Raw genomic sequence first — 18520 nt, forward strand, 5'->3', positions numbered from 1 at the left:
ATGACCGCAACCACCTCTGTGATCGGCAGTTTCGCCGACGTCCCGCTGCAGGGCGACCGCTCCGGGCGGCCGCCCGCCGCCGCGGTGGATCGGGACGACACCTGGCAGACCCCGGAGGGCATCGACGTCAAGCCGGTCTACGTCGCCGCCGACCGCGCCGCCGCGCAGGCCGAGGGGTATCCGCTCAACAGCTTTCCCGGCGAGCCGCCGTTCATCCGCGGGCCCTACCCGACGATGTACGTCAACCAGCCCTGGACGATTCGCCAGTACGCCGGGTTCTCCACCGCGGCGGACTCCAACGCGTTCTACCGGCGCAACCTGGCCGCCGGTCAGAAGGGCCTGTCGGTGGCCTTCGACCTGGCGACCCACCGCGGCTACGACTCCGACCACCCGCGCGTGCAGGGTGACGTCGGAATGGCCGGTGTGGCAATCGATTCCATCCTCGACATGCGGCAGCTGTTCGACGGCATCGACCTGTCGGCGGTCAGCGTGTCGATGACGATGAACGGGGCCGTGCTGCCGATCCTGGCGCTGTACGTGGTGGCCGCCGAGGAGCAGGGAGTGCCGCCGGAGAAGCTGGCCGGCACCATCCAGAACGACATCCTCAAAGAGTTCATGGTGCGCAACACCTACATCTACCCGCCCAAGCCGTCGATGCGCATCATCTCCGACATCTTCGCCTACACCAGCGCCAAGATGCCGAAGTTCAACTCCATCTCGATTTCCGGTTACCACATCCAAGAGGCCGGTGCCACAGCGGATCTGGAGTTGGCCTACACCCTGGCCGACGGGGTGGACTACATCAAGGCCGGCCTGGACGCCGAGTTGGACATCGACAAGTTCGCCCCCCGGCTGTCCTTCTTCTGGGGTATCGGGATGAACTTCTTCATGGAGGTCGCCAAGCTGCGCGCCGGGCGGCTGCTGTGGAGCGAGCTGGTCGCCGGCTTCGGTGCCAAGAACCCGAAATCGTTGTCGCTGCGCACCCATTCGCAGACCTCGGGCTGGTCGCTGACCGCCCAGGACGCCTTCAACAACGTGACGCGCACCTGCATTGAGGCGATGGCCGCCACCCAGGGCCACACCCAGTCGCTGCACACCAACGCCCTCGACGAGGCGCTGGCCCTGCCGACGGACTTCTCGGCGCGCATCGCGCGCAACACCCAGTTGTTGTTGCAGCAGGAGTCGGGCACCACCCGCCCGATCGACCCCTGGGGCGGTTCGTATTACGTGGAGTGGCTGACCCACCAGCTCGCGCAGAAGGCCCGTGCGCACCTGACCGAGATCGCCGAGTACGGCGGGATGGCCCAGGCCATCAGCGAGGGCATCCCCAAGATGCGCATCGAGGAGGCGGCCGCGCGCACCCAGGCCCGCATCGACTCGGGCCGGCAGCCGGTGATCGGGGTCAACAAGTACCAGGTCGACGAGGACACCGAGATCGAGGTCCTCAAGGTCGAGAACAGCCGGGTGCGCGCCGAGCAGCTCGCCAAGCTGCAGGAGTTGCGGGCGAGCCGGGACCAGGCGGCCTGCGACGCCGCCCTGGCCGAGCTGACGCGCGCGGCGGCCGCCCACGGCCGCGCCGGTGAGGACGGGCTGGGCAACAACCTGCTGGCGCTGTCCATCGCCGCGGCCCGGGCCAAGGCCACCGTCGGGGAGATCTCCGACGCCCTGGAGAAGGTGTACGGGCGGCACCAGGCGGAGATCCGTACCATCGCCGGGGTCTACCGTGACGAAGCCGGAAAGGCCACCAACATCGCCCCTATTTCTCGAGCCACCGAGCTGGTGCAGAAGTTCGCCGAGGCCGACGGCCGCCGGCCCCGCATCCTGGTGGCCAAGATGGGGCAGGACGGCCACGACCGCGGTCAGAAGGTGATCGCGACGGCGTTCGCCGACATCGGTTTCGACGTCGACGTGGGCTCGCTGTTCTCCACGCCCGAGGAGGTGGCCCGGCAGGCCGCCGACAACGACGTGCACGTCATCGGGGTGTCCTCGCTGGCCGCGGGCCACCTGACCCTGGTGCCGGCGCTGCGCGACGCGCTGGTGCAGGTGGGACGGCCCGACATCATGATCGTGGTCGGCGGGGTCATCCCGCCGGGCGACTTCGAGGAGCTGTATGCCGCCGGGGCCGCCGCGATCTTCCCGCCGGGCACGGTGATCGCCGACGCCGCGATCGGCCTGCTGCACAAGCTGGCCGAGCGGCTGGGATATGCACTCGATTCATGAGTCTGCCCGCGAGAGTGCAACTACCGACGCGCCTACTCGGGAAATGCGTTGCCACTTGCACTTTCGCGAGGCCGGACAGATGAGCGTCGAGGAGCTGGCCGCCGCGATCCGCGGCGGCGACCGGGCGGCGCTGCCGCGGGCCATCACGTTGCTGGAGTCGACCCGGCCCGACCATCACGAGCAGGCCCAGCAGCTGCTGCTGGAGCTGATGCCCGACGCGGGCGGCGCCCACCGGGTGGGCATCACCGGCGTGCCGGGGGCGGGCAAGTCCACCACCATCGAGGCGCTCGGTATGCACCTGGTCGAGGGCGGCCACCGGGTGGGGGTGCTGGCCGTGGACCCGTCGTCGACGCGCACCGGCGGGTCGATCCTGGGCGACAAGACCCGGATGGCGCGGCTGGCGGTGCACGAGGAGGCCTATGTGCGGCCGTCCCCGACGTCGGGCACGTTGGGCGGTGTGGCAAAAGCGACGCGGGAGACGATCGTGCTGCTGGAGGCGGCCCGGTTCGACGTGATCCTGATCGAGACCGTCGGCGTCGGGCAGTCGGAGGTGGCCGTCGCCAACATGGTGGACACCTTCGTGCTGCTGACCCTGGCGCGCAGCGGCGACTCGCTGCAGGGCATCAAGAAGGGTGCCCTGGAGCTGGCCGACATCGTGGTCGTCAACAAGGCCGACGGGGAGCACCTGGCCGAGGCGCGGTCGGCCGCGCGCGAGCTCTCCGCGGCGATACGGTTGATCCATCCGGGTGAAACGCTTTGGCGGCCGCCGGTTCTCACGATGAGCGCAACCGAGGGCACCGGCCTGGCCGAGCTGTGGGACACCATCGAGCGGCATCGCCGGGTGCTCACCGAGGCCGGCGAGTTCGAGGCGCGCCGGCGCGCCCAGCAGGTCGACTGGACCTGGCAGATGGTGCGCGACACGGTGCTGGACCGGGTGCTGTCCAATCCGGCGGTGCGCAAGATCCGCGCCGACATCGAGCGCCAGGTCAAGGCGGGGGAGCTGACCCCGGCGCTGGCGGCCCAGCAGATCCTGGCAGCCGCAGCGCAGTAACCCGGTCTAAGCTGCCTCGCGACGGAAAGGCGGTTATGGCAGACGACAACGAGATGAACGAGCCGAAACATGCGGACGTCGTTCTCTCCGGTGGGGGTGTCAAGTTCATCGGCCTGGTGGGTGCCATCGTCGCGCTCATGGATGCGGGGTATTCGTTCAAGCGGGTGTCGGGCGTCTCTGGCGGCTCGGTCGTCGCGGCGGTGCTTGCGGCCGCATCCAAGGGCAACCAGCTGACGAGCCAGGAGATCAAGGAACTGGCGCTGTCGGTGCCGCTGAGCAAATGGCGTGATGCCCCGCCTGTTCCGTTTCTCGGTGCGGCGTGGGGGTTGCTTCGGGAGACGAGCATGTATCGCGGCGACTTCGCCCACCAGTGGGTTCGCAGTGAGCTGAAGAACCTGGGCGTCGACACCTTCGGTGACCTCTACCTCGACGAAGACGACCTGCCCGACTTGCGGCGCAGCAGGCTGGTGGTCACCGTCGCGGACGTGACGGCAGCGCAGCTGGTGCGGCTGCCGTGGGACTATCGGCGGCTCTATGGTTTGGACCCCGACGAGCAATCGGTTGCGGACGCGGTGCGCGCTTCGATGGCGATTCCGTTTTTCTACCGCCCGGTGACCTTGTTCGGCGCCACCGGCCGGCCATCCACGCTGGTCGACGGCGGTGTGCTGTCGAACTTTCCGATCGACACCTTCGACCGTTTGGATGGCAAGGCGCCACGCCGGCCCACGTTCGGGATCACGGTTGTGCCCAGGATCGCCGAGGGAATCGGCGAAGTGATGCCGGCTCTGAGGCCACTCCGTTTCTTCGAACAGACGTCGTTGCTGGAAAGTCTGCTCACCACCATGCTGGTCGGTCATGACCAGACTCAGTTGAACCAGCCGTGGGTCCGTTCCCGCGCCATCCTGGTCGAATCGACCGACGTCGGCGTCCTCGATTTCAGCGCATCCCGCCAGCGTCTCGAACAGCTTTTCGACAGGGGCTACGAGGCGGCCCAGGCGTTCCTTTCCACGTGGGATTGGTCGCTGTACCGGGAGCGTTTCCGGTGGCCCGCCACGACGCCGCGCGAGTGAAGCGACGCGACGAAACCCGCCGGCCAGCTGCGGCGCCCGCGCCCCTGACGCGCGTTTGCCGGCCGGCAAACCATCTCGGGCACCGTGACTAACGGATAGGTAAATAATCTATATTTCGCTCCGCACCGGTGTGAAATCCAAGTAAATTCAAAACTGTGACGGTGGAAACACGAGTCGATCGCCACGAGGTCTCCCACCTCGATGACCCCGACGCAGGTCATCGGGTGTCCGGCGCGGCGGACTCACATTTCAATTGCGTCGTTCGCAGTTTCGCCAGCATGTTCCCGGCGCGCCGGTTCGGCGGCGGCGCCCTGGCGGTGTACCTCGACGGACAGCCGGTGGTGGACGTATGGACGGGCTGGTCCGACCGGGGCGGGCACTCGCCGTGGTCGGCGGACAGCGCCCCGATGGTGTTCTCGGCGACCAAGGGGATGGCGGCCACGGTCATCCACCGGCTCGCCGACCGGGGCCTGATCGACTACGAGGCGCCGGTGGCCGAGTACTGGCCGGCGTTCGGGGCCAACGGCAAGGCCTATCTGACGGTGCGCGACGTGATGAGGCACGCCGCCGGCCTGTCGGGTCTGCGCGGCGCCACGCAGGAAGACCTGTTCGACCACGTCGTGATGGAGGAGCGGCTGGCGGCGGCGCCGCCGGGGCGCCTGCTGGGCAAGTCGGCCTATCACGCGCTGACGTTCGGCTGGCTGATGTCGGGGCTGGGCCGCGCGGTGACAGGGAAGGGCATGCGGACGCTGATCCGCGAGGAGCTCGCCGCGCCGCTGGGCACCGACGGGCTGCACCTGGGCCGCCCGCCGGCCGGCGCGCCGACGCGGGTGGCCGAGATCGTCATGCCGCAGAACATGGTCGGCAATCCGGTGGCCAACTTCGTGCTGCGCAAGGTCGCCAACGAGATGTCCGGCGCGTACCGCTCGATGTACTTCCCGGGCATCATGGATGCCGTCAAGGGCGACAACGCGATGCTGGACGCCGAGATGCCCGCGGCCAACGGGGTGGCGACGGCCCGCGGCCTGGCGCGGATGTACGGCGCGATCGCCAACGGCGGCGAGATCGACGGCATCCGATTCTTGTCCCCGGAACTCGTCGCGGGCCTGACCGGGCGTAAGAGCCTGTGGCCGGACCGAAACCTTTACGTGCCGTTGGCTTTCCACCTCGGCTACCACAGCCTGCCCATCGGCAACATCATGCCGGGCTTCGGCCACGTCGGGCTGGGCGGCTCGGTCGGCTGGACCAACCCCGCCGACGGGATCGCGTTCGCTTTGGTGCACAACAGGCTGCTGACGCCGTTGGTGATGACCGATCACGCCGCGTTCGTCGGGATCTACGCGCTGATGCGCCAGGCCGCCGCCAAGGCCCGCAAGCACGGCTTCCGGCCGGTGACCGAGTTCGGCGCGCCTTACGCGCAGGCCGGGGCCGCCGTCGGCTGACGGAGGTCCGGGTTTCGCCACGGCGTGACGCCCCACCGGCCGCTGACAGCGCAAGCCGGGGCGAGTAGTCTCGGGTCGATGCCTGAAGATTCGCTTGCTGCCGTTGTGCGCCAGGTTCTTTCGACGCGCGGCCCGATGAGCGAGGACGACCTGCTGGACGTGCTCGAAGCCGACGGTGTCGACCTCGGGCCCGATCCCGAAGAGGCCCTCGACGACATTCTCGACGACGACGAGCCGGTCGTGCCCTTGGCCGACGGGCGATGGGCCTGGATTCCGGCCGTGCTCGAAGGCAGAATTTTCACCCACCGCCTCAGCCAGACCGAGGTCGACCACGACCTCCTGGCGTGGGCACCCGACTTGGCGCCGGTGTCGATCCTGACCGAGGTGGAGGCCTATCGGCGACTTGCCGACGGTTCGCCGCTGAGCGACGTGTTTCCATTCCTGCACGACGAGGTGCTGGCGGCCCGCGGCGTGCCCGCGGATGCGGTCGACCTCTCGGGCGCGTTGCTGCTGCCGAGCGGGCACCTCGCCGCCCTGGGCGTGCGCGCCGGTGACCTCGTCGGGGTGCGTGTCGGGGCGAGCGGCCTGGAGCTCGTCGCGGTCGCCGAACCGGTTGCGGAACCGGTTGCGGGCCACCCCGGCGCGGCGCTGGCGGCGTTGCTCGACGAGCGCCCCGACCGGCCCGAGCTGCTCGACATCGCGACGTGGACGGTGTGCGCCGACGACGACAGCCTTTTTCGCGAGCCGACGGCTCCGCTGGGTGATCTGCTCGCCGCGAGCGGGCTGGCTCGCGACGGCAATCGGGTCGCATGCGGGGGCTTCGACTTCGCCGCAACGCGGACGGCCGACCGGCTCGAAACGATCAAGGAACGCTACGAACTCGACGACGACGAGGCGCTGGCCGTGCTGGCCACGGTCACACTGCACGAGCAGACCCTCGACGTGGTCGAGGCCGTGCGTGCCCGCCTGGACGACGGCGACGAGCCCGACGTCGCCGACATCGCCCCGGCCCCGGTGGCCGGAGAGCCGTCATCCGAGCCGGAACGCGCCACGGTGCGCACTGTCCTGGAGCTGCTGGGCGAACCGGCCGTGGCCGCCGCCGCGCTGCGCGAGATCGACGTGGACGACGAGACCTCGGCCATGGCCTTGGGGGTCTTCGCCGAATCGGCCGAGCCGATGGCGCCACGAGCCGCGCGCCCGGCCTTGCGCTGGATGCGCGCCAAGGCCCACGAGGCGCTCGGCGACGTCGAACAGGCCGAGGCGGCGCTGAATGACGCCGAGTCACTGGACCCGTCGTGGCCGTTGACGCTGCTGGAGTTGGCCCGCTACGCAGGCGATCGGGGGGACGCCGAGCGGGGGTTGTCGCTGCTGCGCCGGGCGGGGGCGCCCCCCGACGATCATCTTCAGCAACTGCTCGAGGCGTTCCGGCCGGCTCCCCGCACCGACCTGGGCCGCAATCAGCGGTGTTGGTGCGGTTCGGGGCGCAAATACAAGGTGTGTCACCTCAACCGCGAGCAGCTGCCGCTGGAAGAGCGGGCGGCCTGGCTGTATCAGAAGGCGGCCATCGGTCTGCTGGACGGTCCGTTCGTGGCGAAGTTCCTCGAGATCGCCCGTGTCCGGTCGCAGCACTGGGACTCACCCGCTTCGCTCGTCGACGGGCTGCGCGATCCTCTGGTCGCCGACGTGGTGCTGTTCGAGGGAGGGGCGTTCGCCGAGTTCGTCGGTACCCGTGGCGTGCTGTTGCCCGACGACGAACGGTCGTTGGCCGAGCAGTGGCTGCTGGTGCAGCGGTCGGTGTACGAGGTGCTCGACGTGTCGCGCGGGCAGGGTTTCACCGTGCGCGACGTGCGCACCGGCGACGTGCACGAGGTGCGTGAACGAACCGCCAGCACGCAGGTCAAGCCCGGTGAATTCTATTGCGCCAGAGTCGTTCCCGCGGGGGAGACGATGCAGGTGTTCGGCGGGTTGGAGCCGGTTTCGCTCGGGGAGCGTGACGGGTTGATCGCGCTGCTCGACGACGAGCTCGACCCGGTCGAGCTGGTTGCGGCGCTGTCGCGGCGGTTCGCCCCGCCGGTGCTGTTCAACACCGAGGGCGAGCCGTTGACGATGTGCGATGCGGTGTTGCGCAGCGCCGACCCGGAGGCGCTGGCCCGCGGGCTCGACGGCCTCTACGAACGGGAGGAAGGCGAGTCGGGGGACACGCTGGTGTGGTTCGAGCACGTCGTCACCCACGGCATGCAGCGGATTCGGGCGCACCTGGAGCTCACCGGCGACGAGCTGCACGTGCACGCCAACAGCGCGGAACGCTTCGACCGGGTGCTCGCCGCTGTGCGTGCGCTCGACGCGTCGGTGAGTGTGCTCAGCGAGACCCGGGAGCCGCTCGGCGATCTGCGCGACGCCCAGCGGCTCGGCGGCGACGACGCGGAGAGCGAGGTGATCGACGACGTGGCTGCCGACCCGGCCCTCGCCGCGGCCCTCGAGGACATGATCCACACGTACGAGGCGGCCTGGCTCGACGAACCGATCCCCGCCCTGGCCGGTCATACACCCCGGCAATGCGCCGACGACCCGACCCGGCGCCCGGACCTGATCCGGTTGCTCGATTCGTTCCCGCCGGACACGGGCCGGCCCGGCGCCATGAGTCCGGCGCGGCTGCGCGAGGCGCTCGGGCTGGATTGATTCCGCCACCGCGGGAGGACGAGTGTCGCCGGCGTGCGCTGATGCGCCCAGATATGCGCAGAGGAGTTTGCCCAGGCGGTGGCATAATCGTGGCATGAACCGCATACGTCTGAGCACTACTGTCGACGCCGCGCTGTTGAGCAGCGCACGCGACGTGCGGGCGGGAAGCACTGACGCCGCGCTCATCGACGAGGCCCTGCGGGCATTACTTGCTCGCCATCGATCGGCGGAGGTGGATGCGAGTTATGCGGCCTACGACAAGCACCCGATTGATGAGCCCGACGAGTGGGGCGACCTGGCGTCATGGCGGCGGGCGGTGGGACACTCGTGAGCTCACTTCCGGCACGCGGCGAGGTGTGGTGGTGTGAGATGTCCGGGATCGGCCGGCGTCCGGTTGTTGTGCTCTCGCGCGATGCGGCGATCCCTCGGCTTCGACGCGCACTCGTGGCGCCCTGCACCACAACCATCCGGGGACTGGTCAGCGAGGTCGTCCTCGAACCCGGTTCCGACCCGATTCCGCGGCGTTCTGCGGTGAATCTGGACTCGGTCGAAAGTGTCTCGGTCGCAGTGTTGGTGAATCGGCTGGGCCGCCTCGCCGCCACCCGGATGCGCGCCATTTGCGCGGCTCTCGAGGCCGCGGTCGACTGCGCTGAATGATGGCACCACCGTCAACGGGGCCATTCTTGGAGTGCTCCACAAACTCGACCGCGAGGTCAACGCACTTTCTGAACGATATCATGATATCGTTGCTCGGTGGCGCAGATTCTCATCCGTCAACTTGAGGACGACACCAAGGCCAAACTGCAGCGACTGGCCCGTCGACACGGTCGCAGCACCGAGGAAGAGGCACGCGAGATCCTGCGGAACGCAGTCCGGAACGTCGATAATCCGCCCGGGCGGCTCGGGTCTCGTATCGCGTCACGTTTCACAGGCATGGGCCTCACCGAGGACATTCCCGAACTGCGGGGCCAGCCCATCCAGCCTGCGCAGTTCAACGAATCATGATCGTGCTCGACACCAATGTGCTCTCCGCGTTGATGCGGGACACACCCGATCCGGCCGTCGTGGCATGGCTCGATCATCAGCCCACCGAATCAATCTGGACGACATCGGTAACGGTATTCGAGATCCGCACCGGCATCGAACTTTTGGCGTCAAGCCGGCGCCGTAAGCGGCTCGACGAGATGTTTTCTCAACTCCTCGACGAAGACCTTGATGGTCGTGTGCAATCTTTCGACCTGACGGCCGCGATTACCGCTGGGACCATCGCCGCCACCCAACAACGAGTCGGGCGTGCGGTGGAAATTCGTGATGTGCAGATAGCCGGCATCGCCGCATCCCGGCACGCAACTGTGGCTACCCGCAATACGCGCCACTTCGACGGAGCGGGCGTCGACTTGGTAAACCCTTGGGACTGACGTCTACCCCGGATTCCTCGAGAATGCCCCAGGTCCAGTGATAACGGAGAGCAAGGGATTCCGAATTCGCGGGCGACGCCGCGACGCGGGCGACGCCGCGAGCGTAACGGCACCGCGACATTCCGAGCCGGATTTCGCAACCGCGTTACGCTCGCGGGGAGCTCACCCGCCGATGCCGGCCGTCGACGCGGCGGGTCCACCATCCCGACAGCTCGCCCGTTGGATCTCTGCGATCAGGCGGGTGGACACAGATTGTCGCTGCGCGGTGCGACAATCGGACCGTGGATCCCGTTGAAGCCCGGATCGCCGAATCCGTCGAGGCGCTGCGGCGTAACGGCGCGCTGTTCGCCTACCTGCACGGCAGTCGAGCGTGGGGAACCGCCCGCGACGATTCCGATGTCGACATCGCGGCCTACTTCGGCGGACAACCCCCCCAGGCGTTCGAGGTCCTATTGCCCGCAGGCGTCGATCTGTTGGTGCTCAACAACGCCCCTCTGGAACTCGCGGGCCGAGTCGCCCTGCACGGCAAACTGCTCTTCGAGCACGACCCCGGCGTCCGGGTGGTGTGGGAGGCCACGACCCGCAAGATCTATTTCGACGAACTGCCGCGGCTGAACCGGGCCCATCGGGAGTTCGCGGATGCGGTGCTGCGCCGTGGTGGATGAAGTCCGCGTTCTTCGGTTGTTGCGCGCCGTCACCGATGATCTCCATCTCTTGCATCAGGAATCCGGGGCTGGTGCAGCGCGGCGTGCTGATCGGTTGTGGTTGCGTGTGTGAAGTACACGTTCGTCACGTCGGTCGAGGCGTGCATCGATATCGCCCAGCACATCTGCTCGGCGCAAGGTTGGGGGCCGCCGGCGGCTAACGGCGACGCCATGGACGTGCTCGGGGCCCACGGGGTGCTCACCGTCGACCTGTCCGACGCGATGCGAAAGGCCGTCGGCTTTCGCAACGTCTTGGTGCACGAGTACGTCGCGGTGTCCGACGCGATCGTGGAATCCCGGCTCAGCGACCTGCGCGACCTGGAGCGGTTCGTCGAGCAGGTGGCCGCATTCTTGCGCGACGGCCCGGCCGTCGGCCCCTGACGCCATGCGCCGGGCGGGTGACGCCGGGGCGGGTGTGGATTGGTCGGCTTCGTTCCTGACAGCGCGGACAGCGCCCATTTGTGGCGACGTGTCGTTTTTTGGGCCGCTCAGTAGTGGTAGCGGGCCTTGAGGATTTTGACCTCGTCGTCGGCTCGATAGACCAGCCGATGCTCGTCGTCGATTCGGCGGGACCAATACCCCGCCAGCTCGCCTTTCAGGGGCTCGGGCTTGCCGATCCCGTCGAATGGATCGCGGTGGATCTCTGCGATCAGGCGGGTGATCCGCCGGGCGGTCTTGCGGTCCGAGGCCAGCCAGCAGAGGAAGTCCTGCCAGGCGTCGGGGTCGAAGTGGATGCTTCTCACTCCTGGCCGCCGGCCATCTCCCGCAGCTCGTCGACGGATTTGGCGACGGCGGACTGCCCGGCTTTGTCGCGGGCGACCGCTTCCGCCAGCCGCCTGGCGTTTTCCGGGGAGCGCAGCAGGTAGACGGTTTCCTGCCACGAGTCGTAGTCGTCGGCGGACATGAGCACCGCATCTCCGGCCTTGGAGGTGATGCGTACCGGCTGGTGATCGGTGTTGACTTGCTCGAGCAGGGGGAACAGGCGCCGCCTGGCGTCGCTCGCGCTGATACTCATCGTGATCCTGCCTGAAGGTGAGTACAAAAAATCTGTACTGTCATGGTACAGGATACCGGTACGTATGCTCCGTACCTCGCGCAACTGATTGACAGAAGGTCCGTGGCGACGCGCTGCGTGCCGAGTATCGGTTAGCATCATGACAGCATCTCAGTTGATGCGATGATTACATCATGCGGACCACGGTGACTCTGGATTCCGACGTTGTTGCCGCGCTGCAGCGGGCAGCGCGCGAACGGGGGATGTCGTTCAAAGCGGTGCTGAACGACGCGGTGCGGCGCGGACTGAGTGGCGGGCCCGCGCAACGCAGGTATCGCACGCCGAGCAGAGATATGGGGCTGCGCACCGGCTTCGACATCGACAAGGCGTTGACCCTCGCCGCCGCGGACGAAGATACGCAGATATTGCGTAAGCTCGCGCTCCGTAAATGAGGCTGCTCGATCTCAACATCCTCATCTATGCGATCGACGAGTCGTCATCTCGCCACCGGGCCGCGAAGGCATGGCTTGATGAGACGCTGTCGGGTTCGGGCACCGTCGCTTTCGCATGGCACGTCCTCGTCGGCTTTGTCAGGCTCTCGACGCGGGCCGCGGTGTTTGAGCGACCGCTGACCGTTGCCGAGTCGTTCGACCTCGTTGAGGGATGGTTGGAGCAGCCGTGCGTGACGATCGTGCATCCCACAGATCGCCACGCGTCCGTCCTTCGCGAGTTGCTCACTGGGCTGGGTACGGCGGGAAATCTGACCAGCGACGCTCATCTGGGTGCTTTGGCGATCGAACACGGCGCCGAGCTGTGCTCCACCGATGTCGACTTCAGTCGGTTCTCAGGCGTGCGATGGATCGATCCGCTGCAGACGTAGATAACGCCCGCTGGATGGTAAACAGCCGGATTACTATGCAGCCCAAAGCGACTCGCATCGGTTGCCGCGGCCACGATCGCCTGCGCCTAGTCGGAGATTTCCTGCGGTAGTCGAACTTGACGGCTCGGCGCTTTTCTCGGTGACGTGCCCCGTGCGGTCAGACCGCCACGACGTCCACCAAGTCGCCGAGGCCGTCAAAGTCGTCGGCGTTGCGGGTGTAAAGCCGGGCAGAATGAGAGTGGGCGGTCGCCGCTATCAGCAGGTCCATCGATCGCGCTCGCGGCTCCCGTCCCGCGTCAACGACGGCTGCCGCCACCTGACCATAGCTCGCCGCCACGGCATCATCGACAGGCAGCGCGTCGAACTTACGCTGAACGACCAGCAGGCGCCGTAGCCGCTCGGAGCGCGCCTTTTGTTCATGTGCCACCAGAACCCCGAAGTGCAGTTCGGCCAATGTGATTGCGCTGATGGCCAACTCGCCATCAAGAGGCTCGACATCCGTCGCAATGACCACACTGGTGTCGAGGATCGCTCTCACTGCTTCATCCACGGGTCGCGTATTTCCTGGGCGATTGCCTCACGGTCGGCATTCCACGCGGGATCTGCGGGCCCCGCGAACAGTTCGGACACATCGGCCCACCGCCTCCAGGCTCGAGAAGCCGCGGGAATAAGCCGGGCTCCAGGACGTCCGGCCACGGTGATGGTGATCTCCTCGCCTTCTCCGGCGCGGCGCACGAGTTCGGAGGCGTTCTGCCGCAGCTCGCGTAATCCGATCTTCACGTGACCAGGGTAGCACATGTATAACTTGTGCTACCTCTGGCATGAGGCTGGGATTAGCTGAGGAAAGATGCCACACGGCGGTTCCGAGTGGATCTAGATCGGGCTGTCAGCCAGGAGATCACGCCTCGTGGCTGAGGCTCCTCGTCCGCCGCGGGGGCTCATTGACGTCGGTGCGCCGGAACCGGCGGATTGGCCGGACCGTCTCCGGCCGATGACCTGATCGGGTCTACGAGTCTTCCAGGCGGAAGCCTACTTTCATGGTCACCTGGTAGTGGCCGACGGCTCCGCCCTCCGGGTGGCCACGAATCGACTCCACTACTAACCAGTCCAGCCCAGGTTGCACACCGTCTGCGCCGCTCGCGCCAGGCCGCTGCGGATAGCCGCGTCGACGCCCTCGGGTGAACTTCCGAGCATCTCGATCACGCGGCAGGTGTGATTGCGTGCTTCCCGCGCCGCCAGCACTCCCTTCAGGGGCCACCGGGCCGCGAAGGCATAGCGTGATGAGACGCCGTCGGGTTCGGGAAGGTTCGTTCCTGGTTGCGCGGCCGGACCGCGTGCTGCCCCCGCTGACCGACGACATCGTCCCGAGACGCCGGAGCGCGGTCGCATCGTGACTTGATCAGCTATCTCGCCGCGCACAATGTCGCCGGCGGCTCAACCTACGACGCGTTGGTGAGTTTCTCAGGAAACGAGGGCGGTGAGGGTTGCGGTCGCCTCGGCAAGTGCGGGGCCGCCGATGTTGCCGATGGGTTCGTCGAGCGCCGCGCGAGGAAGCCACTGAACAAGCTCCGGCAGGACAACTCCCGTGGGTTGCTGCACCGTGGCTATCAGAGCCATCGTGCCGCTGGGGATTTCACCGGGAATGAAGGGGCAGGTGATGATCCGGCCGGTGGCGGCTGCGAGGTGAATCGCGTTGGACAGCACGACTACATAGAGTTCCTGGTCGGTGTCGCGGCGTGGCGTGATGTCGCCGGGGGCGATCACAGGCCGGTGGCCCGGTTGGCTTGATAGACCTTTTCCGCGTAGGCGTCGATATCCAGCGTTGGCACGGTGTGTGTGGCGTAGTTCTGCAGCGAAATTCGGAGATGCTCGTGGCGCAGGGCGCATTCGATCATCTCCGAACGATTCAGTCCGGCCGCCTGAGCATCCGCGTCGGCTGCCGCCAGTACAGCGTGGTCGATCGTCACCGAAACCTTGTCTTTCGTCATGTCGATGATCCTACTTCGAGTAGGATAATTGGTCGTACTAGACGGTGAGGACGAAAGGGTTGGCGGTCAGGATCCGCGATGACCGTCGCGATTTGATATCAGTTCAGCGATATCATTTGCGTTTATGGAGCAGATCGTGATCCGCAACCTTCCCGAGGGAACCAAGGCAGCGTTGCGGGTGCGGGCTGCACGTCATCATCACTCCGTGGAGGCCGAGGCCCGCGCGATCCTCACCGCGGGCTTGTCGGGTGACGATGTCCCCATGTCGGTACTGCTGGCCGCCGACACCGGAGATGACATCGACTTCGAGCCAGAACGTCTCGGCCTGATTGCCCGGACCCCAGAACTGTGACCTATGTCCTGGACACCGACGTGGTGTCCGCTTTGCGCGTGCCGGGACGCCACCCCGCTGTGGCGCAGTGGGCGGACTCGGTAGAGGTCTCCGAGCAGTTCTTGGCGGCGATATCGTTGGCCGACATTGAGCGTGGCGTGATCGCGAAGGAACGCACCGACCCAGCCCAGGGTGAGCACCTGCGGCGCTGGTTCGACGAGAAGGTGCTGCGCATCTTCGCCCGCCGGACGCTGTCCTTTGATCTGCCCGCCGCTCGCATCCTGGCCACCTACCGCGTGCCAGAGCACGCCCCGTATGGCGATGCGTTGATCGCGGCCATCGCCCAAGCCGCTGGAAAGATTGTCGTGACCCGCAACATCCGACACTGTGAACGTCTCGGTGTTCGATGCCTGGACCCGTGGAGTGACCGCTGAGGCTGAGCCCGTCGAGTTTCGGTGACTCTCGGGTTTTCACGGTGGAGACCCATTCCGCGACGAGGACTGAATCCGAGTTTCGGGATCAAACGATTCCCGTATTGGCGGTCAAGGTCAGGCCCGTGCCCACCGCAGCTCGTCGACGGATTTGGCGACGGCCGACCTCCCGGCCCCGGCGCGGGCGGCCGCTTCCATCAGTCGCTTGGCGTTTTCCGGTGAGCGCAGCAGGTAGACGGTTTCCTGCCAGGAGTCGTAGTCGCCGGCGGACATGAGCACCGCATCTCCGCTCTTGGACGTGATGCGTGCCGGCTCGCACCGCGACATCGCGGCGCTACTCGACTGACCCACGCTCAGGCCGAACGACGGCGGCACCTTCCCCAGGCTGGGGCCTACGACCTCGACAACGTTATGTCCATGTGTGAAAATCGCACACATGGACCACGTAACGCTTGGACACAGGGTTGCCCGAGCGCGAGAAGACGCTGGCATCCCCCAAAGCAAACTCGCCGAAATGGTGAAAATGGATCGTACGGCACTGGTTCGGGCCGAAAAGGGCGGTCGCAAGCTTGCTATGACGGAGATGGTGGCCATCGCAGAGGCTCTTCGGCGGCCACTGGCCTACTTCGTAAATGAGCCCTTACCCGCCGTGGTTAATCGCCGGTCGGACAACACCCGGCAGGATGAGACATCACATGCCCTCGACGACGAGATTGAGATGTTTGCCAGCGACGCGCAGGCGTTGCTAGAGCTCGGTTTGCTTCAGACCGTTGTCCGGAACGAGCAGGATCACACCCCCCAGAGTTATTCGGACGCAGAGGACTTGGCGCGCCGGGTGCGGGATCGCCTTGATCTAGATAGCAGTCCGATCCATAACCTCGCGCACGTGTGTGAACGGGCGGGGCTCTACACCTACGCCACCGCATTGGGCGAAAACGGCCCCGATGGGGGTTGCGTCGAGATCAACGACGGACTGGCGGTGGCGGTTGTCAATGGGGATGCCCGTTCCGGGAGACGCCGAATGACACTCGCGCATGAACTTGGGCATTGGGTTTGTGGTGATGCCTACGACGGCTCACCGGGCGACGATCACGAGAAGATGATCAACGCGTTCGCCATTCACTTTCTGGCTCCCCGCGCGGGAGTGCAGAAGGTATGGAATGACCACGTTGAATGGAGCGTTCGCGACCGCGCGCTGGCTGTGGGATCGATATTTAGGTTGAGCTGGTCGGCAGCGGTCGGCCAGTTGAGGAACGTGGGCCTGATCCCGTACGAATCGCTTCAGTCTCTGCTAGACCGCGAACCCCGTTATGGCGACTACGTCGCACTCGAATTGTCATGGGATGACGAGCCTAAATGCCCCTATGTTTCACCCGGTTTTGCCGCCGCGTGCGTTGAGGGATACAGGTCGGGGCGGCTGACCGCAGCGCGGACGATCGAACTGCTCCGTGGAACGATGACTCGCGATGATCTGCCCGAGCAGGAGGCGGAATCGCTCGAAAGCCTGCGGAAGCTGTTCGCAGTCGACGGTGACTGAGGGCGCACAGTGGGTGATGGACACCAGCACTTTCACCCACTTCTGCCGCGCTGGATACGGGCATATCTTGGAGGCGTTAGCGCCCCAAGGCGTCGTGCTCATTCCTCGCGCAGTCGAGCTGGAGATCGACGCGGCTGGAAATCTGCATGCAGGCGTTCCGTCCTTGGATACCATCACGTGGGCCGAACGAACTTTTCTAAGCGACGATGAGGACTCCAGGTAAAAGCAGTGCTCGGCGGCGGCACTCGCGAACATGTGGGGGAATGCGCCGTAATCGCGTGCGCCAAGCATCGCGGATTGGTTGCTGTACTTGATGAGCGGGCGGCTGTGGCGCAAGCGAACGTGCACGCCATCCCGTGCCTCGACACTATGAGGATATTTGCCCAAGCGCACAGTGCCGTCTTCGGTCGAGACGCCAGCAAGACCGTAGCCCTGGTAGACGCGCTGCTCGAAACCGGAATGTGGTTACCGGTGAAGTCAGGTTCTGAGCTATTCGCCTGATCTGCGGTAGCAAAGGAATCCCCCGGTCAATATGACCGAGGGATTCCACAAACCAAGCCTGCCGAACCTCACCGCGACCTAACGAGACGTGCCGTTGGTCGTGATCGGTGTTGACTTGCTCGAGCAGGGGGAATGTTGACCGGCGTGCACGATGAGCATGATGGCGGCGTTCTCGGTGAGGATGATTGGCGCGGTTTGGTGTTCACGCTGACGCCGTGATGCTTGCGGTGACGCTTGTCGGGTCGGCAGTGATGTTCACGCTGCCGGCCGGAGAGGGGCGTGCGGGATCGTCGGCCCGGCCGGATTGGGCCGGGCGATATGGCCGGTTCAGGTTGGTGCTGCCAGGAGCCGGCCTTGGGTATGCAGGCCGATCAAAGGTCCATGGGGGTTCGGTCAGGCCCAACCGGCGGCGGGCCGCGCATGCGGCTGCAGCCAGAACAGTGAGTGCCGTCGCGCAGCGGGTTGGTGGCGCGGGGCAGTTGGTTGAACGCGTCGAGATCGAGCAACCCGCATCATCATGGCCCTGGAAAATCATGGCCCTGGAAACAACCCGGCATCGTCACGATGCCGCGTCGCTCGCGCTGATATTCACGTGCAGCTCCCTGAAGCCGTACAGGAATATCGCACTGGCAGGGAAAATGTACGTGTGTGTTAACCGCGTTGTTTACGTCTCTGTATACTTGCGGCCGTGTTGCGCGTGAGTGACGAGACCCGTGAGCGAGTGCTGCGGATCGGTCGTGAGGAGTTCGGCGGCGCGTCGGCAGATGAGACGATCCGTCGCCTGATCGACGAGCGTTGGCAGGCGGCCGCCATCGCTGCGGTGCGCAATTACCGCGAGAACGACCCCCGGGGTTGGGCGGACTATGTCGCCGAAGCCGAAGAGTCGACGGGTGCCGACGCGCCCATCACCGATCAGTGGGCGGAGTGAGGCACCCGCCACGCATCGAGCCGGGGCAGGTGTGGTTCGTCGACTTCGATCCGGTGCGTGGGCGCGAGCAGGGCAAGGACCGGCCGGCGCTGGTGGTTTCATCGCGCTTCCACCTGGACCTGACGATGGGGCAGCTGATCTGGGTGCTGCCGCTGACAAGCGCGGAGCGCATCGGCTGGCTGCACCGGGTCCGTGTGGGCTCCGGTGGCGGTTGGGTCATCACTGAGCAGATTCGCACGGTGTCCGTCGAGCGGTTTCGCCGCCACGCCCCCGAGATCGAGCTCTCGGTCGCCGAACTGGACGAAGTGCGGCATGTGCTGGCGCAGATGCTGATCGTTTGATGCGT

23 protein-coding genes and 3 pseudogenes are annotated in these 18520 nt (G+C 66.3%); 18 read left to right on the forward strand and 8 right to left on the reverse strand.

Translation table 11 applies throughout. The features are described from left to right. From scpA to hepT, 11 genes and pseudogenes are all read left to right on the forward strand, one after another. Positions 1-2220: a methylmalonyl-CoA mutase gene (gene scpA, locus ACJ512_RS12100; RefSeq protein WP_407685862.1), complete on the forward strand. Its 2220-nt coding sequence runs from the start codon at positions 1-3 to the stop codon at positions 2218-2220. 79 nt (positions 2221-2299) lie between these two features. Then, positions 2300-3271, forward strand: coding sequence for a methylmalonyl Co-A mutase-associated GTPase MeaB (gene meaB, locus ACJ512_RS12105; RefSeq protein ID WP_407685863.1), 972 nt, complete (start codon positions 2300-2302; stop codon positions 3269-3271). Between the two features lie 35 nt (positions 3272-3306). Next, on the forward strand, positions 3307-4341 hold the full coding sequence (locus ACJ512_RS12110) for a patatin-like phospholipase family protein (RefSeq protein ID WP_407685864.1): 1035 nt from the start codon (positions 3307-3309) through the stop codon (positions 4339-4341). Positions 4342-4496: 155 nt separating this feature from the next. Next, complete coding sequence (gene lipL, locus ACJ512_RS12115; protein WP_407685865.1) at positions 4497-5783, forward strand: esterase/beta-lactamase LipL; 1287 nt, start codon at positions 4497-4499, stop codon at positions 5781-5783. Positions 5784-5861: 78 nt separating this feature from the next. Further along, complete coding sequence (locus ACJ512_RS12120) at positions 5862-8462, forward strand: SEC-C metal-binding domain-containing protein (RefSeq protein WP_407685866.1); 2601 nt, start codon at positions 5862-5864, stop codon at positions 8460-8462. Between the two features lie 70 nt (positions 8463-8532). After that, a pseudogene (locus tag ACJ512_RS12125) lies at positions 8533-8793 on the forward strand (type II toxin-antitoxin system antitoxin MazE5); the annotation flags it as partial. Further along, positions 8790-9119, forward strand: a complete 330-nt coding sequence (locus ACJ512_RS12130) for a type II toxin-antitoxin system PemK/MazF family toxin (protein ID WP_407685908.1) — start codon at positions 8790-8792, stop codon at positions 9117-9119. The pseudogene ACJ512_RS12125 and the gene ACJ512_RS12130, both read left to right, overlap by 4 nt. Before the next feature lie 96 nt (positions 9120-9215). Next, positions 9216-9467, forward strand: coding sequence for a FitA-like ribbon-helix-helix domain-containing protein (locus tag ACJ512_RS12135; protein WP_407685867.1), 252 nt, complete (start codon positions 9216-9218; stop codon positions 9465-9467). Then, a complete protein-coding gene (locus ACJ512_RS12140) occupies positions 9464-9880 on the forward strand; it encodes a type II toxin-antitoxin system VapC family toxin (protein ID WP_407685868.1) in 417 nt (138 codons plus the stop codon). Before ACJ512_RS12135 ends, ACJ512_RS12140 begins: the two co-directional genes overlap by 4 nt. A gap of 281 nt (positions 9881-10161) precedes the next feature. Then, the gene (locus ACJ512_RS12145; protein WP_407685869.1) at positions 10162-10545 is read left to right on the forward strand and encodes a nucleotidyltransferase domain-containing protein; all 384 of its coding nucleotides are present in this window, start codon (positions 10162-10164) and stop codon (positions 10543-10545) included. Between the two features lie 108 nt (positions 10546-10653). Further along, complete coding sequence (gene hepT, locus ACJ512_RS12150; RefSeq protein WP_407685870.1) at positions 10654-10965, forward strand: type VII toxin-antitoxin system HepT family RNase toxin; 312 nt, start codon at positions 10654-10656, stop codon at positions 10963-10965. Positions 10966-11072: 107 nt separating this feature from the next. Here the strand turns inward: hepT and ACJ512_RS12155 are convergent, their stop codons facing one another. Together ACJ512_RS12155 and ACJ512_RS12160 are read right to left on the reverse strand one after the other, a co-directional pair. Further along, complete coding sequence (locus tag ACJ512_RS12155) at positions 11073-11327, reverse strand: Txe/YoeB family addiction module toxin (protein WP_407685871.1); 255 nt, start codon at positions 11325-11327, stop codon at positions 11073-11075. Continuing rightward, the gene (locus ACJ512_RS12160) at positions 11324-11599 is read right to left on the reverse strand and encodes a type II toxin-antitoxin system Phd/YefM family antitoxin (protein WP_407685872.1); all 276 of its coding nucleotides are present in this window, start codon (positions 11597-11599) and stop codon (positions 11324-11326) included. Before ACJ512_RS12160 ends, ACJ512_RS12155 begins: the two co-directional genes overlap by 4 nt. Before the next feature lie 173 nt (positions 11600-11772). On the opposite strand from ACJ512_RS12160, the gene ACJ512_RS12165 reads away from it, so the two are divergent. Together ACJ512_RS12165 and ACJ512_RS12170 are read left to right on the forward strand one after the other, a co-directional pair. Next, positions 11773-12030, forward strand: a complete 258-nt coding sequence (locus ACJ512_RS12165) for a ribbon-helix-helix domain-containing protein (protein ID WP_407685873.1) — start codon at positions 11773-11775, stop codon at positions 12028-12030. Further along, on the forward strand, positions 12027-12458 hold the full coding sequence (locus ACJ512_RS12170) for a type II toxin-antitoxin system VapC family toxin (protein WP_407685874.1): 432 nt from the start codon (positions 12027-12029) through the stop codon (positions 12456-12458). The genes ACJ512_RS12165 and ACJ512_RS12170 overlap by 4 nt, the downstream gene beginning before the upstream one ends. A 157-nt stretch (positions 12459-12615) precedes the next feature. Here ACJ512_RS12170 and ACJ512_RS12175 read toward each other — a convergent pair whose 3' ends face one another. The 5 genes and pseudogenes from ACJ512_RS12175 to ACJ512_RS12195 all read right to left on the reverse strand — a co-directional run bounded on the left by ACJ512_RS12175 (position 12616) and on the right by ACJ512_RS12195 (position 14446). Next, complete coding sequence (locus ACJ512_RS12175; RefSeq protein ID WP_407685875.1) at positions 12616-13008, reverse strand: type II toxin-antitoxin system VapC family toxin; 393 nt, start codon at positions 13006-13008, stop codon at positions 12616-12618. Continuing rightward, positions 12993-13238 carry a type II toxin-antitoxin system Phd/YefM family antitoxin gene (locus ACJ512_RS12180; RefSeq protein WP_407685876.1) on the reverse strand — a complete coding sequence of 82 codons (246 nt, stop codon included), beginning with the start codon at positions 13236-13238 and terminating at the stop codon, positions 12993-12995. The genes ACJ512_RS12175 and ACJ512_RS12180 overlap by 16 nt, the downstream gene beginning before the upstream one ends. Before the next feature lie 226 nt (positions 13239-13464). Further along, positions 13465-13652: pseudogene (locus ACJ512_RS12185) on the reverse strand (dodecin family protein). A gap of 267 nt (positions 13653-13919) precedes the next feature. Then, positions 13920-14222, reverse strand: a complete 303-nt coding sequence (locus ACJ512_RS12190) for a toxin (RefSeq protein ID WP_407685877.1) — start codon at positions 14220-14222, stop codon at positions 13920-13922. After that, positions 14219-14446, reverse strand: coding sequence for a ribbon-helix-helix protein, CopG family (locus ACJ512_RS12195; RefSeq protein WP_407685878.1), 228 nt, complete (start codon positions 14444-14446; stop codon positions 14219-14221). The genes ACJ512_RS12190 and ACJ512_RS12195 overlap by 4 nt, the downstream gene beginning before the upstream one ends. Before the next feature lie 136 nt (positions 14447-14582). Between ACJ512_RS12195 and ACJ512_RS12200 the strand changes: the two genes are divergently transcribed. Together ACJ512_RS12200 and ACJ512_RS12205 are read left to right on the forward strand one after the other, a co-directional pair. Continuing rightward, positions 14583-14798: a FitA-like ribbon-helix-helix domain-containing protein gene (locus ACJ512_RS12200; RefSeq protein ID WP_407685909.1), complete on the forward strand. Its 216-nt coding sequence runs from the start codon at positions 14583-14585 to the stop codon at positions 14796-14798. Further along, on the forward strand, positions 14795-15211 hold the full coding sequence (locus ACJ512_RS12205; RefSeq protein ID WP_407685879.1) for a PIN domain-containing protein: 417 nt from the start codon (positions 14795-14797) through the stop codon (positions 15209-15211). Before ACJ512_RS12200 ends, ACJ512_RS12205 begins: the two co-directional genes overlap by 4 nt. 114 nt (positions 15212-15325) lie before the next feature. Here the strand turns inward: ACJ512_RS12205 and ACJ512_RS12210 are convergent. Then, positions 15326-15523 (reverse strand): annotated as a pseudogene (locus ACJ512_RS12210) (type II toxin-antitoxin system Phd/YefM family antitoxin); the annotation flags it as partial. Between the two features lie 199 nt (positions 15524-15722). Between ACJ512_RS12210 and ACJ512_RS12215 the strand changes: the two are divergent. The 3 genes from ACJ512_RS12215 (at position 15723) to ACJ512_RS12225 (ending at position 18515) form a co-directional block, all read left to right on the forward strand. Beyond that, positions 15723-16745 carry an ImmA/IrrE family metallo-endopeptidase gene (locus tag ACJ512_RS12215; RefSeq protein ID WP_461480065.1) on the forward strand — a complete coding sequence of 341 codons (1023 nt, stop codon included), beginning with the start codon at positions 15723-15725 and terminating at the stop codon, positions 16743-16745. A gap of 1189 nt (positions 16746-17934) precedes the next feature. Continuing rightward, positions 17935-18174: a hypothetical protein gene (locus ACJ512_RS12220; protein ID WP_407685881.1), complete on the forward strand. Its 240-nt coding sequence runs from the start codon at positions 17935-17937 to the stop codon at positions 18172-18174. Further along, positions 18162-18515 (forward strand): type II toxin-antitoxin system PemK/MazF family toxin, encoded by a 354-nt coding sequence (locus ACJ512_RS12225; protein ID WP_461480066.1) that lies wholly within the window; start codon positions 18162-18164, stop codon positions 18513-18515. Before ACJ512_RS12220 ends, ACJ512_RS12225 begins: the two co-directional genes overlap by 13 nt. The last annotated feature ends 5 nt before the right edge of the window (positions 18516-18520 follow it).

This window comes from Mycobacterium cajalii (genome assembly GCF_045809005.2).
In the GTDB taxonomy this organism is placed as follows: Bacteria; Actinomycetota; Actinomycetes; order Mycobacteriales; family Mycobacteriaceae; genus Mycobacterium.

Coding starts and splice junctions, on each gene's coding strand:
- scpA (WP_407685862.1), top strand. CDS start 1: ATGACCGCAACCACCTCTGTGATCGGCAGTTTCGCCGACGTCCCGCTG.
- ACJ512_RS12195 (WP_407685878.1), bottom strand. CDS start 14,446: ATGACGAAAGACAAGGTTTCGGTGACGATCGACCACGCTGTACTGGCG.
- ACJ512_RS12170 (WP_407685874.1), top strand. CDS start 12,027: ATGAGGCTGCTCGATCTCAACATCCTCATCTATGCGATCGACGAGTCG.
- ACJ512_RS12140 (WP_407685868.1), top strand. CDS start 9,464: ATGATCGTGCTCGACACCAATGTGCTCTCCGCGTTGATGCGGGACACA.
- ACJ512_RS12215 (WP_461480065.1), top strand. CDS start 15,723: ATGGTGAAAATGGATCGTACGGCACTGGTTCGGGCCGAAAAGGGCGGT.
- ACJ512_RS12110 (WP_407685864.1), top strand. CDS start 3,307: ATGGCAGACGACAACGAGATGAACGAGCCGAAACATGCGGACGTCGTT.
- ACJ512_RS12165 (WP_407685873.1), top strand. CDS start 11,773: ATGCGGACCACGGTGACTCTGGATTCCGACGTTGTTGCCGCGCTGCAG.
- ACJ512_RS12120 (WP_407685866.1), top strand. CDS start 5,862: ATGCCTGAAGATTCGCTTGCTGCCGTTGTGCGCCAGGTTCTTTCGACG.
- meaB (WP_407685863.1), top strand. CDS start 2,300: ATGAGCGTCGAGGAGCTGGCCGCCGCGATCCGCGGCGGCGACCGGGCG.
- ACJ512_RS12160 (WP_407685872.1), bottom strand. CDS start 11,599: ATGAGTATCAGCGCGAGCGACGCCAGGCGGCGCCTGTTCCCCCTGCTC.